At 45.7% G+C, this 16633-nt stretch carries 15 protein-coding genes; 13 read left to right on the top strand and 2 right to left on the bottom strand.

Annotated elements, in window-relative coordinates:
- Positions 1-7: 7 nt before the first annotated feature.
- The 11 genes from ACYX4N_RS16115 to ppnP all read left to right on the top strand — a co-directional run bounded on the left by ACYX4N_RS16115 (position 8) and on the right by ppnP (position 12040).
- Complete coding sequence (locus ACYX4N_RS16115) at positions 8-2284, top strand: chemotaxis protein CheA (protein ID WP_476054725.1); 2277 nt, start codon at positions 8-10, stop codon at positions 2282-2284.
- A 28-nt stretch (positions 2285-2312) separates the two neighbouring features.
- Positions 2313-3443, top strand: a complete 1131-nt coding sequence (locus ACYX4N_RS16110) for a protein-glutamate methylesterase/protein-glutamine glutaminase (protein ID WP_474808185.1) — start codon at positions 2313-2315, stop codon at positions 3441-3443.
- Between the two features lie 28 nt (positions 3444-3471).
- The gene (locus ACYX4N_RS16105) at positions 3472-4236 is read left to right on the top strand and encodes a ParA family protein (RefSeq protein WP_474808183.1); all 765 of its coding nucleotides are present in this window, start codon (positions 3472-3474) and stop codon (positions 4234-4236) included.
- Positions 4237-4243: 7 nt separating this feature from the next.
- The gene (locus tag ACYX4N_RS16100; protein WP_476054724.1) at positions 4244-5050 is read left to right on the top strand and encodes a chemotaxis protein CheW; all 807 of its coding nucleotides are present in this window, start codon (positions 4244-4246) and stop codon (positions 5048-5050) included.
- Positions 5051-5067: 17 nt separating this feature from the next.
- Positions 5068-5559, top strand: a complete 492-nt coding sequence (locus ACYX4N_RS16095; RefSeq protein WP_136780770.1) for a chemotaxis protein CheW — start codon at positions 5068-5070, stop codon at positions 5557-5559.
- 59 nt (positions 5560-5618) lie between these two features.
- Positions 5619-6053, top strand: a complete 435-nt coding sequence (locus ACYX4N_RS16090; protein ID WP_474808179.1) for a DUF2802 domain-containing protein — start codon at positions 5619-5621, stop codon at positions 6051-6053.
- 120 nt (positions 6054-6173) lie between these two features.
- On the top strand, positions 6174-7112 hold the full coding sequence (gene metA / locus ACYX4N_RS16085; RefSeq protein WP_474808177.1) for a homoserine O-succinyltransferase MetA: 939 nt from the start codon (positions 6174-6176) through the stop codon (positions 7110-7112).
- 3 nt (positions 7113-7115) lie between these two features.
- A complete protein-coding gene (locus ACYX4N_RS16080; RefSeq protein WP_476054723.1) occupies positions 7116-8183 on the top strand; it encodes a homocysteine S-methyltransferase family protein in 1068 nt (355 codons plus the stop codon).
- Positions 8184-8192: 9 nt separating this feature from the next.
- Positions 8193-10817 (top strand): methionine synthase, encoded by a 2625-nt coding sequence (gene metH / locus ACYX4N_RS16075; RefSeq protein ID WP_476054722.1) that lies wholly within the window; start codon positions 8193-8195, stop codon positions 10815-10817.
- Positions 10818-10840: 23 nt separating this feature from the next.
- Positions 10841-11431, top strand: coding sequence for a DUF938 domain-containing protein (locus ACYX4N_RS16070; protein ID WP_476054721.1), 591 nt, complete (start codon positions 10841-10843; stop codon positions 11429-11431).
- Positions 11432-11755: 324 nt separating this feature from the next.
- Positions 11756-12040, top strand: coding sequence for a pyrimidine/purine nucleoside phosphorylase (gene ppnP, locus ACYX4N_RS16065; RefSeq protein WP_476054720.1), 285 nt, complete (start codon positions 11756-11758; stop codon positions 12038-12040).
- Between the two features lie 104 nt (positions 12041-12144).
- Here ppnP and ACYX4N_RS16060 read toward each other — a convergent pair whose 3' ends face one another.
- Together ACYX4N_RS16060 and ACYX4N_RS16055 are read right to left on the bottom strand one after the other, a co-directional pair.
- The gene (locus ACYX4N_RS16060; RefSeq protein ID WP_476054719.1) at positions 12145-13041 is read right to left on the bottom strand and encodes a LysR family transcriptional regulator; all 897 of its coding nucleotides are present in this window, start codon (positions 13039-13041) and stop codon (positions 12145-12147) included.
- 16 nt (positions 13042-13057) lie between these two features.
- Positions 13058-14026 carry a hydrogen peroxide-inducible genes activator gene (locus ACYX4N_RS16055; protein WP_474808162.1) on the bottom strand — a complete coding sequence of 323 codons (969 nt, stop codon included), beginning with the start codon at positions 14024-14026 and terminating at the stop codon, positions 13058-13060.
- A 159-nt stretch (positions 14027-14185) separates the two neighbouring features.
- On the opposite strand from ACYX4N_RS16055, the gene ACYX4N_RS16050 reads away from it, so the two are divergent.
- Positions 14186-14839, top strand: coding sequence for a carbonic anhydrase (locus ACYX4N_RS16050; RefSeq protein WP_476054718.1), 654 nt, complete (start codon positions 14186-14188; stop codon positions 14837-14839).
- A gap of 11 nt (positions 14840-14850) precedes the next feature.
- A complete protein-coding gene (locus ACYX4N_RS16045) occupies positions 14851-16485 on the top strand; it encodes a SulP family inorganic anion transporter (RefSeq protein ID WP_474808159.1) in 1635 nt (544 codons plus the stop codon).
- Positions 16486-16633 lie beyond the last annotated feature (148 nt).

Raw genomic sequence — 16633 nt, 5'->3', positions numbered from 1 at the left:
CGGGTGCATGTCGTTTGATGTTGACGAGGAAATATTACAGGACTTTCTAGTAGAAGCTGGGGAGATACTTGAACAATTACAAGAACAGCTCGTTGATCTTGAGAACAATCCTGAAGACGCGGACTTGCTTAACGCAATTTTTCGCGGCTATCACACAGTAAAAGGGGGAGCGGGTTTCCTTTCTCTTACTGAGTTAGTTGAAATTTGTCACGGTGCTGAAAACGTTTTTGACGTCATGCGCAATGGCCAACGAACGCTAACGCCTGAGTTAATGGATATCATTTTGCAAGCCACTGATGTGGTCGTTGAAATGTTTGAACGAGTAAAAGCGCAAGAGCCGCTAGAGCCGGCAGATGCACACCTCGTCGACCTGTTACACAAACTCAGTCGCCCAGAATCTCCAGATGAAAACATTTTCGACAATGCAAATGCGCCTGCGGCCGAGCCAGAAGTTGTCGCGGCTGAGCCCGAGGTCGTTGCAGAAGAGCCGGAACTAGCTATAGATGAACCAGTGCCAGCAGCGTCAGGTACCAGTGAAAGTAGCGGTGGTATAGAAGAAATTACCGAAGATGAGTTTGAGGCTCTCCTTGATGAGCTTCATGGAGGTGGTGCTCCAGGACAAGCTGCATCAACCAATACAGAACCCGCCAAACCGGAGCCTGCGCAAACGTCAGCACTAGCGGCGAGCACTGACAGTGATGACATTACTGATGAAGAGTTCGAGGCACTGTTAGATGATCTGCACGGAAAAGGTCAGTTTGGTGGGGACGAAAAAAGTGCTCCAGAACCAGTATCAGCAGCTGCTCCGGCAAGTAGTGCCGGAGATGAAGAAATTACCGACGATGAATTTGAAGCACTGCTTGATCAGCTTCACGGCTCTGGTCAAGGTCCAACTAAACAAGGCTCTGCTCCAGCGGCCCCTGAACCTCCGGTAGACAAAGCGGCTACCGAAGCTGTTCAAAAAGCAAAGCAATCCGCGTCGAGTGCCCCGGCTGCGCCTAAGGCGAAGCCAGAACCTAGTGCAGCGAGCCCAGCTAAAACGAGCAAAGCAGCTGCGCCAAAAGCGCCTGCCAAGAAAGATGATAAAAAAGGGGCTCCTGCTCCACCACCTGCTGAGACAACAGTACGTGTAGACACTAAGCGTTTAGACCAAATTATGAATATGGTCGGCGAACTCGTACTCGTTAGAAACCGACTGATAAGTTTGGGGATCAACAGCAACGATGAGAGCATGTCAAAGGCCATTGCTAATCTAGATGTAGTGACTGGAGACTTGCAAGGTGCGGTAATGAAAACCCGCATGCAGCCTATCAAGAAAGTGTTTGGCCGTTTTCCTCGCGTTGTACGTGACCTGGCTAGAAGCTTAAAGAAAGAAATTACCTTAGAGCTTGTAGGTGAAGAGACAGACTTAGATAAAAACTTGGTTGAAGCATTGGCCGACCCGCTCGTGCATTTGGTGCGAAACTCTGTCGACCATGGGATAGAAATGCCTGATGATCGTGCAGCGGCAGGTAAGCCTCGCATGGGTACGGTTCAGCTATCAGCATCTCAAGAGGGCGACCATATTCTTCTTACTATCGAAGACGACGGTAAGGGAATGGACGCCGAAAAGCTCAAAGAGATCGCAATTAGCCGCGGCGTATTGGACGCAGACGCAGCAGCACGCATGTCTGACGTTGAAGCGTTTAATCTTATTTTTGCACCTGGCTTCTCTACTAAAACCGAAATCAGCGATATTTCAGGTCGTGGTGTGGGCATGGACGTGGTTAAAACCAAGATTAACCAGCTCAACGGTACCATCAATATCGACTCGCAGTTAGGAAAAGGTACACGATTAGATATCAAGGTACCGCTAACGCTCGCGATTCTACCTACGTTAATGATTGTTGTAGGAAAACAGACCTTTGCGTTACCATTAGGTGCGGTGAACGAAATAATAAACATGGACATCAAGAAGACCAATACGGTAGATGGCCAGCTAACAATGATAGTTCGTTCAAAAGCAATTCCGTTGTTCTTCCTTGGTGAATGGTTAATCCGAGGCCCCAAAAATATAAATAAAGAAAAGGGGCATGTTGTTGTGGTGCAGATTGGTACTCAACAAGTAGGGTTTGTCGTAGACGCGCTGATAGGCCAGGAAGAAGTGGTTATTAAACCACTCGATGCATTGTTGCAAGGTACGCCTGGTATGGCTGGCGCAACAATTACTTCAGACGGTGGTATTGCATTAATTTTAGATGTTCCTAGCCTGCTCAAACGGTACGCGCGTAAACCTATAAAGTAAGGCGATGAATTAACAGGAATGATAATCCATGGTCTTTAAAGTCCTAGTCGTGGACGACTCGACTTTCTATCGCCGTCGAGTAAGAGAAATTCTCGAAGGAGATAGAGAGCTTGAGGTTGTAGGTGAAGCAAGAAACGGACGTGATGCATTAGACAAGGCGGAAGCTCTTAAGCCTGATGTAATAACAATGGACGTTGAAATGCCTGTTATGGATGGTATTTCCGCCGTTAAGGCAATTATGGATAAACGTCCTACGCCAATTTTAATGTTTTCATCGTTAACGCATCATGGCGCTCAGGCAACGCTAGATGCGTTAGAAGCAGGCGCGCTCGATTTCTTACCCAAGAAATTCGAAGATATAGCCCAAGATAGAAAAGATGCTTCGCGGTTACTTTGCACTAAAGTCAGGTTGATCGCGCGAAGAGGGTTAGGCGTTAAGCGCCCATCTCTTCGCACCGCCGAGACGAGAAAACTCCCTGACAATGCGCCCAAACAGGCTTTTTTCAAAACATCGGGTTTACTTTCAGGCCATAAAGGCGCCGACAAACAGCCTACCGTTTCCTCAGTGAGGGCAACGGGTAAGCAATACAGATGTTTAGCTATTGGGGCGTCCACAGGTGGGCCTGTTGCACTTCAAAAAGTGCTTTCTCCACTACCTGCAGATTTTCCTTATCCTATTTTACTTGTGCAGCATATGCCTGGGACTTTCACTACTGCATTTGCACAGCGTTTAGATAGCAACTGTAAAATTAAAGTGAAAGAAGCAGAGCATGGCGATATTTTAGCACCAGGGCACGCTTATCTTGCCCCAGGAGGAAAGCAAATGTTGCTTGAATCTATCGGTAGCAACAAGCGAATTTCCATCGTTGATGCAAGCCAGTCTGATAAGGTGAATTATAAGCCAAGCGTAGACCTGACCTTTAGCTCGTTGGCTAAAGTTTATGGTGGCGACGTGCTTGGTATCATCTTAACGGGTATGGGCGCAGACGGTAGAGAGGGCTGTCGGATACTCAAGGATAAGGGGGCGACTATTTGGGCGCAAGACCAAGACTCCTGTGTGGTTTACGGTATGCCTCAAGCTGTCGCTGTGGCTAATATATCGAGTAAAAATATTAATATCGATGATATAAGCAGTTGCGTTCAAACCGAAATGCGATAGCAGTTTGAACAGTAATGGAACAGTAATTATGAAAGTGTGGACTGTGGCAAATCAAAAAGGCGGGGTAGGTAAAACTACCACAACTGTAAGCCTTGGCGGCTTGCTAGCTCAAAAGGGCAAGCGAGTGCTCATGATAGATACCGATCCCCACGCATCGCTTAGTTACTATTTTGGTATTGATGCAGAAGCGACAAGCCATTCTGTTTACGACATTTTTATTAAGTCTAACGAGATTACTGCCGATAATGTTATGGACTGTCTCAGTCCTACAAAACTCGACAATTTATATGTGCTACCCGCAACCATGGCATTGGCGACGTTAGACCGAACCATGGGAAGCGAGCAGGGGATGGGCTTAGTGCTAAAAAAAGCACTTGCTAAAATAGCCGATGAGTTCGACTTTGCTATCATCGACTGCCCGCCTGTATTGGGCGTGTTAATGGTTAATGCCTTAGCGGCATGCGATAAGGTTATTGTTCCGACTCAGACAGAATATTTGGCGCTTAAAGGCTTAGATAGAATGATACGCACTATGGAAATAATGGGGCGTTCATTAAATAAGTCTTTTGATACTCTGATCATTCCTACTTTGTTCGATAAACGAACAAACGCCGCATTAGCGTCGAGAAAGCGCTTAATGAGTGATTACGGTGAACGTGTGTGGGAAGGTGTTATCCCGGTGGATACTCATTTTAGGGATGCGAGTTTGGTGCAGCTTCCTATCTCAGCTGCGTATCCAAAGACAAGAGGTGTAAATGCCTACAATAAACTGTTAGCCGTATTGGAGAAATAACAAAACCATGAGCAAGCAATCGCCATTTGCCCGTGAAGAAGTGATGGAGGCATACCTAGACAGTCTTCTGAAAGAGCCCGAAACTCCGGAAGATGTGACTGCGCGCACGGCAAAATTGCTTGAGCAGGCCTCTCAGCAGATGGCTGAAACAGCCCTTGTCTCAACGGCTAGCGATAGCGAAGCGCACGTCGACAAAGAAGAAGTGTTAGCTCAAGAGGTTTCTTCGTTAATTGAAAGTCAAAATTTAAAGACGATTGATACCGAAAAGCAGCATTCATACGTTGACGTACCTGTTCAGGCAGAAAAAGAAAGTGAGGTTAGTACTCCTGAGAGTTTAAAAACTCCACTAAAGGATACTCTCGGTTTCCGCTTTCAGGCGCTATTCTTTGAGGTTGCAGGGCTAACACTTGCGGTTCCCTTAACTTCGCTAGGGGGAATCCATCAAATTGAAAAAATAGGCCCTTTATTTGGAAAACCTGACTGGTTTATGGGTGTAATGTTGCACAGAGAGTCTAAACTAAGTGTTGTTGACTCTGCAAAATGGGTAATGCCAGAAAAATACGACGAAAATCTCGCACAATCGCTCAACTACCGATATCTTATAATGTTAGGAGAGAGTGCGTGGGGACTAGCAAGCGAAAAGCTTGTAAACACGGTCAATTTGACTACCGATGACGTAAAATGGCGCGAGTCCACAGGTAAACGTCCCTGGTTAGCAGGGATGGTTAAAGAAAAAATGTGTGCGCTAATTGACGTTGAAGAATTAATATCTATGCTTAACAAAGGCTTAGGCAGTAACGACCAGACGCCATAGTATTGGGAGCCAGGTTCATGAGCGATGAAAGAATGAATAATAACGCTAGCGACAGTAACGATGAAGTCCTTCAATGGGTGACGTATCGCTTAGGTGAAGAAACGTACGGTATTAACGTAATGCAAGTACAAGAAGTACTGCGTTATACCGAAATAGCCCCTGTACCCGGTGCGCCTGATTATGTGCTTGGTATTATTAACTTGCGTGGTAACGTGGTAACCGTCATTGATACCCGTGCGCGTTTTGGGCTACCACCAACGGAAATCACAGACAACACTCGTATAGTGATCATAGAGTCGGACGAACAGGTTGTCGGTATCTTAGTGGATAGTGTCGCAGAAGTGGTGTACTTAAAATCTTCAGAAATCGACAGCGCCCCTAACGTTGGTACTGAAGAAAGCGCTAAATTTATCCAAGGGGTTAGCAATCGTGATGGCGAACTGCTTATTCTTGTTGATTTAAATAAATTGCTCAGCGACGAAGAGTGGGATGAGCTTAGCAATATCTAAATAATGATTAGGCGGCATGTATTGTCTATGTCGCCTCCATTTCCCCAAGGGTTATGTCCATGGAATGGCAGCTTGCTGCACCTACCTTAATTGAACTTATTTTGTGCGGCTTTATCGTTGTGCTTGCTGTTACGGTAAGCATTCTATATTCGCACGTTAAGCAGTTACGTACAGCTTTAAGCGATAGTGAGCAAAATAGTGCTTCTGCAATTGCGCGAGCAGAAGCGCTCGCTAAAGATGCAAATAACCAACAAACCGAGGCGCAAGCACGCACATTGGTCATTACTCGCCACATTCAAGAGCTAGACGAAAAACAAACTGATATTGAAAATCAGCTTCGAGAGCTCAAACTTCAAGATCCTTCCCTACGCCTATATCAACGTGCTGCAGACTTAGTTAAGCAAGGTGCCAGCATCGACGAAATTATTGAGGCCTGTGACATTCCTCGCGCTGAAGCTGAGATGTTAGTTATGGTGCATAAGCAAAACGGCTAGTTGTTTGTATCGATAGGCTCGCCTTTAAAAGAAACGTTTAGACGTCTAGACGTAAAGATGTTGACATATTGCCAGTTATAGACACAATACAGGTATTGTAATTTATCACTGGAGCCCTCTATGCCAATTCGTATTCCTGAGCAGTTACCCGCGCAGAATGTACTACTAGGTGAAAATATTTTTACCATGGACATGGACAGGGCTGCCAATCAGGATATTCGTCCTCTTGAAGTCGGCATTCTTAATTTGATGCCGAACAAGATAGAAACAGAAGTACAGTTACTTCGCCTGTTATCGAATACGCCGCTGCAAATAAACGTAGACTTGATTCGCATTGATAATCAAGCACCCAAAAATACTCCCCAGTCACACATGGATGCTTTCTATCACGACTTTTCAGCAGTCGCGAATAAGAAATACGACGGCCTTATTGTTACTGGTGCGCCTCTAGCGCTTATCGACTATGAGGAAGTGAAGTATTGGGACACCATGACCACCATATTGGAGTGGGCACAGCGACACGTTAACTCTACTTTATACCTGTGTTGGGCTGCCCATGCGGCTATGTATCACTTCTATGGCATAACCCGAGAGATCAGAGACGAAAAGTTTTCTGGTGTTTTTCAACATAAAGTGAACGATCCTAACAATGAACTGCTAAGAGGTTTTGACCCTACGTTTCACGCTCCCCATTCTCGTTATGGGCATATCGATACTTCGCTGTATAACAGTGTTGATGGGCTGAGTGTTGTGGCAGAATCTGATGATGTAGGTGCGTATATTGTGGCATCTGAAGACAAGCGAATGGTGTTTGTAACAGGCCATCCAGAATATGACCCTGATACGCTTAAAGACGAATACTTACGGGACATTGCCGCGGGTCAAACTCCAGCAATGCCGAAAAACTATTTTGAAGGGGATGATCCAGCCAAGTCTCCTATAGTACAGTGGCGCTCGCACGGCAGCCTATTGTTTACAAACTGGCTGAATTATTATGTTTATCAGACCACGCCTTACGATTTAAGTCAGCTTGCTGAAAAGTCACAGCCAAAGAGGTAGCACGTGAGCCAAAGACAAATTTCTAGCGCGCAGGCAACGCTTACAGAAGCCGCTAAAAAACGCATTCTTATATTAGACGGCGCCATGGGCACCATGATCCAGCGCCACAAGTTGGAAGAAGAAGATTACCGCGGGACACAGTTTGCAGACTGGCACTGCGACGTAAAGGGTAATAACGACCTATTAGTACTTACCCAGCCAGACATTATTTATCAGATTCACTGTGATTATTTTGAAGCTGGCGCGGATATTATAGAAACCAATACGTTTAACGCCACGACTATCGCTATGGCCGATTATGATATGCAGGCTCAATCACGGGATATCAATTTAGCCGCGGCTAAATTAGCGCGTAAAGCTGCCGATGAATTCACAGCTAAAACCCCCGAGAAGCCCCGTTTCGTTGCCGGTGTACTAGGTCCAACAAACCGCACCGCTTCCATCTCACCTGATGTCAATGACCCAGGTAAGCGCAACGTCACGTTTGACGAACTAGTGGAGGCGTATAGCGAATCTACCGAAGCCCTTATTGAAGGCGGTGCTGATTTAATCATGCTTGAAACTATTTTCGATACATTAAACGCGAAAGCGGCAGCGTTTGCCGTAGAGTCGGTATTTGAAAAGCTCGGTAAGTCTTTGCCCGTGATGGTGTCAGGTACTATCACCGACGCTTCAGGGCGTACGCTTTCGGGGCAAACCGCGGAAGCATTTTATTACTCAATGCGACACATTAGTCCGTTTTCCTTCGGTTTAAACTGCGCACTGGGTCCAGACCTATTGCGTCAATACGTCGATGAAGTGGCTAATGTTAGTGAGTGCTTCATATCCGCACACCCTAATGCAGGCTTACCTAACGAATTTGGTGAATACGATATGGAAGGTCCAGAGATGGCCGAGCATATCAAAGAATGGGCGCAATCAGGGCTAGTAAATATCGTAGGTGGTTGTTGTGGCAGTACCCCAGAGCACATTCGCGATATTGCCAATGCGGTTGAAGGTCTCGCGCCACGCGAGATTCCCGAATTTAAACCTAAAATGCGTTTGTCAGGCCTAGAGCCGTTTGTACACTAGGAGGGCATTATGAGCGCAGAATTTTCAACATTTATTAATATCGGTGAGCGCACTAACGTTACAGGTTCTGCTCGCTTTAAACGTCTTATTCTTGAGGGTGATTATGAAACCGCACTTGATGTGGCAAGACAGCAGGTAGAAAACGGTGCCCAAATCATTGATATCAATATGGACGAGGCCATGCTTGATTCAAAGCAGGCTATGATAACATTTTTAAACCTTATCGCTTCTGAGCCAGATATTAGCCGAGTTCCCATTATGATCGACTCGTCTAAATGGGAGATTATCGAAGCCGGGCTTAAGTGTGTACAAGGTAAAGCGATAGTTAACTCGATTAGCTTAAAAGAAGGTGAAGAACTCTTCTTAAACCAAGCTAAGCTAATAAAGCGCTACGGTGCTGCAACCGTAGTGATGGCCTTTGACGAAACTGGCCAGGCCGACACACAAGCCCGCAAGGTTGAAATTTGTCAGCGTAGCTACAAGCTTTTGACTGAAGAAGTTGGTTTTTCGCCTGAAGATATTATCTTCGACCCCAATATTTTTGCCGTAGCGACGGGGATTGAAGAACACGATAATTACGCGGTTGATTTTATCGAAGCTACCCGCGAGATACGTAAAACCTGCCCTTACTCACATATTTCTGGTGGCCTTTCTAATATTTCGTTCTCTTTCAGGGGCAACAACCCAGTGCGGGAGGCTATGCACTCGGTGTTTCTGTACCACGCTATTCGCGCCGGTATGGATATGGCAATCGTTAATGCCGGTCAGCTAGAGGTATATGACGAAATTCCCGCTGAACTTCGAGATGCGGTTGAAGACGTGATTCTAAATCGCAGAAGTGATGCCACAGAGCGCTTGCTTGATATTGCCCCTAATTATCAAGGTGATGGTAAGGCTGCCGCAAAAGAAGATTTAAGCTGGCGCGAGCAAGAAGTAAATAAGCGCTTAGAGCATGCGCTTGTTAAAGGCATCACCGATTATATTATTGAAGACACCGAAGAAGCGCGTCAGCAAGCTGAGCGTCCTTTACACGTTATTGAAGGGCCATTAATGGATGGCATGAACGTAGTAGGGGATTTATTCGGTGAAGGTAAGATGTTCCTTCCGCAGGTAGTAAAGTCGGCCCGTGTAATGAAAAAGGCGGTAGCCCATTTACAGCCATACATTGAAGAAGAAAAGTCAGACGATGCTAAAAGCAACGGTAAAATTCTTCTCGCTACGGTAAAAGGTGATGTTCACGATATCGGTAAAAATATCGTAGGCGTGGTACTTCAGTGTAATAACTTTGAAGTGATTGATCTTGGCGTGATGGTTCCAGCGGCAACAATTTTACAAACCGCTAAAGATGAAAACGTTGATATGATTGGTTTGTCAGGCCTTATTACGCCATCACTTGATGAGATGGTTCACGTAGCCAAAGAAATGGAACGTCAAGGCTTTGATATTCCTTTACTTATTGGTGGGGCGACGACGTCTAAAGCGCATACCGCAGTAAAAATTGAACAAAATTACCATGCGCCTGTGGCTTATGTTCCAAATGCAAGTAGAGCAGTAGGCGTATGTCAGCGTCTTCTAAACAAAGCGTCTCGCGATATTTATGCAGAAGAACTGGCAAAAGAATACGATACGGTACGTGAACAGCACGCCCGTAAAAAGCCGCGCAGCAAGCCGGTGACGTTAACTCAGGCCAGAGAAAACGCTTTTAAGCCAGATTATACGACTTTACCGGTAAAACCTGCGAGCTTAGGTGTTACACCGGTAACCGCCGATTTAGCTACGCTACGCAACTACATTGATTGGACGCCATTTTTCTTAACTTGGTCTTTAGCAGGAAAATACCCGCGTATACTTGAAGATGAGGTGGTGGGGGAGCAGGCACAGTCACTGTTTAACGACGCCAATGCCATGTTGGATAAGATTATCGAAGAGAACAGTCTTCAGGCGAAAGGCGTTATCGGTTTGTTTCCTGCTAACCGCGTTGATGACGATGTTGAGATTTATACCGATGAATCTAGAAGTGAGGTTCAAGGCGTTGCCCATCATCTGCGTCAGCAAACGCTAAAAGACAAATTCGCTAACTATTGTTTAGCAGATTTTGTTGCTGAAAAAACGAGCGGCATAAACGACTATGTAGGTGCTTTTGCGGTCACCGGTGGTATAGGTGAAGACGAGCTTGCTGATAGTTATATTCAGGCTGGCGATGACTACAACGGTATTATGGTCAAAGCCGTGGCAGACAGATTAGCCGAAGCGTTTGCAGAATATCTACACGAACAAGTACGTAAGCACTACTGGGGCTACGCCGCAGACGAATCACTAAGCAATGAAGAGTTGATACGCGAAAAGTATCAGGGCATTCGACCTGCACCCGGTTATGCGGCGTGTCCAGAACACACTGAAAAGCAGCTCATTTGGGATCTGCTATCAGCAGAGCAGCACACAGGTATGAAGCTAACCGAAAGCTATGCAATGTGGCCGGGTGCATCGGTATCGGGTTGGTATTTCGCTCATCCTGATTCGAAATATTTTGCTGTTGCTAAAATTCAAGCCGACCAGGTAGAAGATTACGCTACACGTAAAGGGTGGACGCTAGAAGAAGCTGAAAAGTGGTTAGGTCCTAACTTAAGTGATTAACGCTTATAAGGCAGGGAAGGTATATGGAAATCGAAAAGCCTTTTAGTCAGGCCTGTGAAAACAACAAGCGCGCTATTTTGAGCGTGCTTGAACGTACATTTGCTAACTGCCGACAAGTTTTAGAGATAGGAAGTGGTACGGGGCAACACGCCGTATTTTTGGCTGAATACTTGCCCCATCTTATTTGGCACACAAGCGATCAACCGCACTACCACGAGGGCATTACCGCTTGGCTGACTGATACAAGTGTGGGTAATGTGAAACCTCCCATTGCATTCACTGTGGGGCAAGATGTATTTCCCAACCTCAACGTAGACGGCATTTTTACGGCAAACACCGCACATATCATGCAGAAAGAAGAGGCAAAGCTACTCATGGAATCAGTAGCGTTGCACTTACCCAAAGGGGGCATATTTTGTCAGTATGGCCCTTTTACACACAGCGGTAAATTTACCTCTGAAAGTAACCAAGCCTTCCACGCTTCGCTCTTAGCGCGTGGTTATGGTGGCTACCGCGATATCAATGAGCTTACTGCTTGGGCAGGCGAGTTGAGCTTGCAAGAAATAATCGACATGCCCGCCAACAACCATATGCTTATTTGGGAAAAGCGCTAAAGAAGTATCAATTGCATCAATCAAAGAAGTATCAATTGCATCAATCAAAGGAGTAGCTATGAGCTTTAAATCAATACCAGTCCGCATAGCTAATTACCCACTCAGCGAGAGTTAAAATGTTCGTAATCGCGGCGTGTTACCGCAGGTATAGTGGTTCTACATCAAGGTGACACAACAAAGAGTACGGACATTTTAAACTCGCCCTTCGGGAAGGTCTGGCAAGCTTCCTAGCTTCATTCTGGGAATTTGAAAGGGAACAGCCATTCCTGCATTCCCACGCTTCGCTAGGAAACTTGCCAGCGCCTTCTGAGTGGGTGATTATCTATGCGGATTGGTATACCCCATTATTTCGACAACAAAGTGAGCTCGATCGCGTTTGAATCTGCAAACGGCCCTTGTACGTCAGGGGTAATGTCACCAGGTGAATATACTTTCTCTACCTCTCGTAAAGAGTTAATGAAAGTGGTAGAAGGTGAGCTAGTGGTTAAGTTACCGGGAAGTGACGAATGGCAATCTTTCGCCACAGGTACCAGTTTTAATGTGCCTGCAGATGCCTCTTTTGATGTAAAAGTGTCTACGCCTACCGCTTACCTTTGCTTTTACAGCTAGACGTAAATGACCTAATAGCTACGCAATCTTGCCATGAACGTTAATATTGCGTAGCTCTTTAGTTACCTAATCTATCTTTAATAAAACACGAAGCGCGAATTGACCTACCCATTTCCAAGAGAAAGAGTTTGCGCTAATGCAATAAAGTCATCTACAAACCCCAACACGTCAGTAGCTTTTCGATGACCTAAATAAAGGGTTTTAGTCACGCCAGCTTCTCCCATAGATTTCGTGCATAGCAGTTCACTTTCCTTTGCTTCTTCAACAAGCCACTTAGGCAAAGCAGTAACACCACGTCCCGCAGCAACCATTTGCAAAATAATTTCAGTGGTTTCAATGGTTTTGTGCTGTTTTGCCGTGCAGTTGGCGGGAGTAAGAAAGTGCGTGAATATGTCTAGGCGACTATGCTCCACCGGATAAGTTATAAGGGTTTCATTACTTAAGTCTTTTGGCGTTACAAATGACTTTTCTGCTAAGTTATGATGTTTATCCATAACCAGTACTTGCTCGTATTCAAATACGGGGGTGTAGGTAATAGTGTCTAGATGCAGTGGGTCTGGCGTAAGTAAAATGTCTATATCGTACCCGTGTAGTGCTTGTAATCCGCCAAACGAAAATGCACGGCGTACATCAACATCAACATCGGGGAAGGCCTTTAAAAACGGCGCGACAACTTTTAACAGCCATTCGAAGCATGGGTAGCATTCCATCCCAATACGCAATATGCCTTGTTTTCCGTCGGCAAACTTTTGAAGCTGGGCTTCGGTGTGTTCAAACTGTGGTAAGACCCTGTGGGCAAGACCTAAAACACTTTGACCGGCTTGGGTGAGCGTTAGCCTTCTGCCTTCTTTTTTCCAAAGCGGCACGTCAAAATGCGCTTCTAATTTCTTCATCGCGTGACTTAACGCTGATTGGGTAAGAAAAAGCGATTTTGCTGCTTCCGTCATGGTACCTTCAGCGTCAATCGCTCGTACTATTTTTAAATGGTGTCTATCAATCATAGTGGCTATATTTAGATTAACGTTTCTGAGGTGAACTAGACGCGGAGCTAACAATAGTGACTGCGTCAGAAAGACGAGATTCGATGATCTCCTTTATGATAATAGAGATCTCTCTAAAGGTTTTCCTGCCTGGCGCCGTGTTTCTCCATGCCAAAGAGTGCTGACGCTCTATGGGCATATCTGCGATTTCACACACATGCAGTGCTTCAGGTTTGTGTAGTTCTGAATGTATGTAAAGACCAGGCAAAAAAGCCACACCCATCCCCATTACTACCATTTGGCGCAAAGTATCTAGGCTGGTTCCTTCGTAATCACGCTGTAAATCGGCACCAATTTCATCGCAAATACGCTGTACTTGATGGTGAAAATGATGACGGTCTTCTAGCGTTAGTACTTTTTCACCACTTAATTCTTCTGGTTTAACATAGGCCTCACCCGCTAATTTATGATCGGATGGTGTGACAAACTTCAACGGCTCTTTGAAAAGTGGCTGGGTTATCAATTGTGAGTTCTCACCCGAAAGTGGCGATAAAATTAAGTCATACTCGCCCCGCAAAAGACCATGCTGTAGGGCATTAGGCGCGCCTTCACGTACATAAAAACGCAAGCCAGGTTTGCGTTTGTGTAAATCGGGCAAAACGAAAGGGAGCAAATAAGGGCCAAGTGTTGGGGGAATACCCAATCGGAATGTCACCGTTTCCCCCTGAGACAAGTCACGAGCAATTTCGCCGAACCTCTGAGAGGCCTGTAATACTTCTTCAGCCGCATCTAGCAGCGCTTTACCTTGTGGTGATAAAAGCGTGCCGGTGCGTGAGCGCTCAAATAAAGTTAAGCCTAAAAGGTTTTCCAGTGCACTAATTTGACTGGTCAGAGTAGGCTGACTAATTCCTAGTATTCCCGCAGCCTGTCTGAAGCTCAAGTACTTAGCCACTGCTACAAAATAGCGGATTTGGTTTATTGACGGGGTCTTTCCGTTAAATTGCATGGTGAAAATGGCCTTCTCTTACTAGACTCATAGATGATGATGTTTTGGTTGTGATAGCATTTAGCTATCGCGAGTTAGTATATTAAACTATTAATCTATCAGGTGAAACTGGCGTAATTACATAATCATTACAATTATTAAAAAAATTGGGAGTTATATATGGATCACGTTATCTCTGGTGTGGCTAAATTTCAGAAAGAAGTTTATCCGAACAAAAAGGCTACGTTCCAAAAACTAGCAACCGGCCAAAACCCAGAAGTGCTTTTCATTACGTGTTCAGACTCACGTATCGACCCTAACCTCGTAACACAAACTGACCCAGGCGAACTTTTCATTTGCCGTAACGCAGGCAATATCGTTCCTCCTCACAGTAATCAAACCGGTGGCATGACAGCATCTATCGAATTTGCAGTTGCTGCACTGGGCGTTTCTCACATTGTTATTTGTGGTCACACCGACTGTGGTGCGATGAAAGGTGCGATTAACCCAGAAGGTTTGAGCTCATTGCCACACGTTAAAGAGTGGCTAGGCCATTGTCGTGTGGCAACTGACGTAGTTAAAGAACGCTGCGGTCATTCAGATTTGTCGCTAGAAGATTTAGAAGCGGTAACAAAAGAAAATGTTGTTCAACAAATTCAGCATCTTCGTACTCACCCGTCTGTTGCTGCGAAAATCGCTACAGGCCAGGTTAAGCTACACGGATGGGTTTACAACATCGGCGAAGGTGATGTGCTTTGCTACAACGCTGAAAGCGGTGAGTTTGAAGCCATGGACCAGAGCGCTGCTGAAGCACAGCTTTCGCGCGGTGAATAAGGTCAAACACTATGGTTAAAATTAATCTCTCTAATTTACGAGGCGATTTTACCGGCGGTTTAACAGCCGGTATCGTTGCTTTGCCACTGGCGCTTGCGCTGGGTGTAGCGTCAGGTCTTGGCCCAATGGCTGGTCTTTACGGTGCTATCGCCGTTGGCTTTTTTGCTGCACTGTTTGGTGGAACGCCTGCGCAAATTTCAGGTCCTACAGGGCCAATGGTGGTGGTACTTGCAGGCCTATTTGCAAGCCTTTCTGGCGATGCCAGTCTTATATTCACAGCGGTGATATTGGCGGGTATATTCCAAATTGTTTTTGGTGTGCTTGGCGTAGGTCAATATATCCGCTTGGTTCCCTATCCGGTAATCTCAGGCTTTATGTCGGGCATTGGTGCTATAATCATCATCCTCCAATTAGGCAGACTGTTGGGTCATGAGCCTCCAGGTGGGACGATTGGCGCACTGTCTTACCTACCTACAGCCCTTGCTGATATTGACTTTGCTACCCTTGCATTAGGTTTAGGTACATTAGTCATTGCCTACAAATGGCCACCTCAATTAGGCAAGTATGTGCCAGGTGCACTTGCTGCGTTAATCATAGGCACGCTAGTAAGTTTGGCGCTTTCAGTACCAATTCTTGGCGATATTCCTACAGGTTTACCAAGTCTTCACCTACCAGTTTTTGACCAAAGTAAGGCACTGCTAATTCTTGAAGCGGCGTTCATTCTTGCTGTACTGGGCGCTATCGATAGTCTATTAACGTCTCTTGTTGCTGATAATATGACACGTACTCGTCACGACAGTAATAAAGAGTTAATCGGTCAAGGTATTGGTAACACCTTTGCTGGTCTTATTGGCGGTATCGCGGGCGCGGGCGCGACCATGCGTACGGTTGTTAATATCCGCAGCGGTGGTAAATACAACATTTCAGGTATGGTTCACGCGCTTGTTTTGCTTGCAATCGTATTAGGACTTAGCCCGTTAGCAGCGCAAATTCCTCACGCAGTACTTGCTGGTATTCTGGTTAAAGTTGGTTTAGATATCATCGACTGGAGCTACCTGAAACGTGCACACAAAGGACCGCGCTGGGACTTCGGCCTAATGATTATGGTGCTTGCACTAACGGTGTTTGTAGACTTGATTACAGCGGTTGGCGTAGGCGTTGTATTTGCTGCACTTGCATACGTTAAGCAAATTGCGCAGCTTCAAATTGAAGAACTTAAAAAGATCCCTGAGTCGCTAAACGACCCTAAAGAGAATGAGCTTTTAGAGTCACTTAAAGACAAAGTTTCAATCTTTAGCTTTGGTGGACCACTAAGCTTTGGCGCTGCCGCCGATTTAGGTCACCACGTTCGTGAGCGCGTGAAGCCGGGTTCTAAAGTCACCATACTAGACTTCTCGCGTGTTCCACTTATGGATGTATCGGCAGCAATGGCAGTTGATACGGTAACATCAGACGCACTTGCAGCTGGACGACAGCTTGTAATTTGCGGTGCTAATGCTGAAGTTAATAAAGTGCTTGAGGGCGTAAATGAAGCCCATCCAGGTATACCTAACTTCGAGACTCTTCACGACGCTTTGCTTTATGCAAAAAAGCAAGTAGCCGGGACTGAAAGCAACACGAGTTTTCAAGCCGCAACGCAATCGTAATAAGAGTTTGATGTAAACAAAACCTTTCCCTTTTTTAGCCCTCCTCTGGAGGGCTTTTTTATACCCGCAGCTTAATTTTTCCTGTAGCACGGCGATTTATTGAGGAAAGTTTACAACTTCCAAGTCGAATTGAGCACAACCTTCCAGG

Source organism: Alteromonas sp. ABH4_452 (assembly GCF_056311825.1).
Note: the sequence above shows the minus strand (reverse complement) of the source record. Positions and strands in the feature narration are given on the sequence as shown.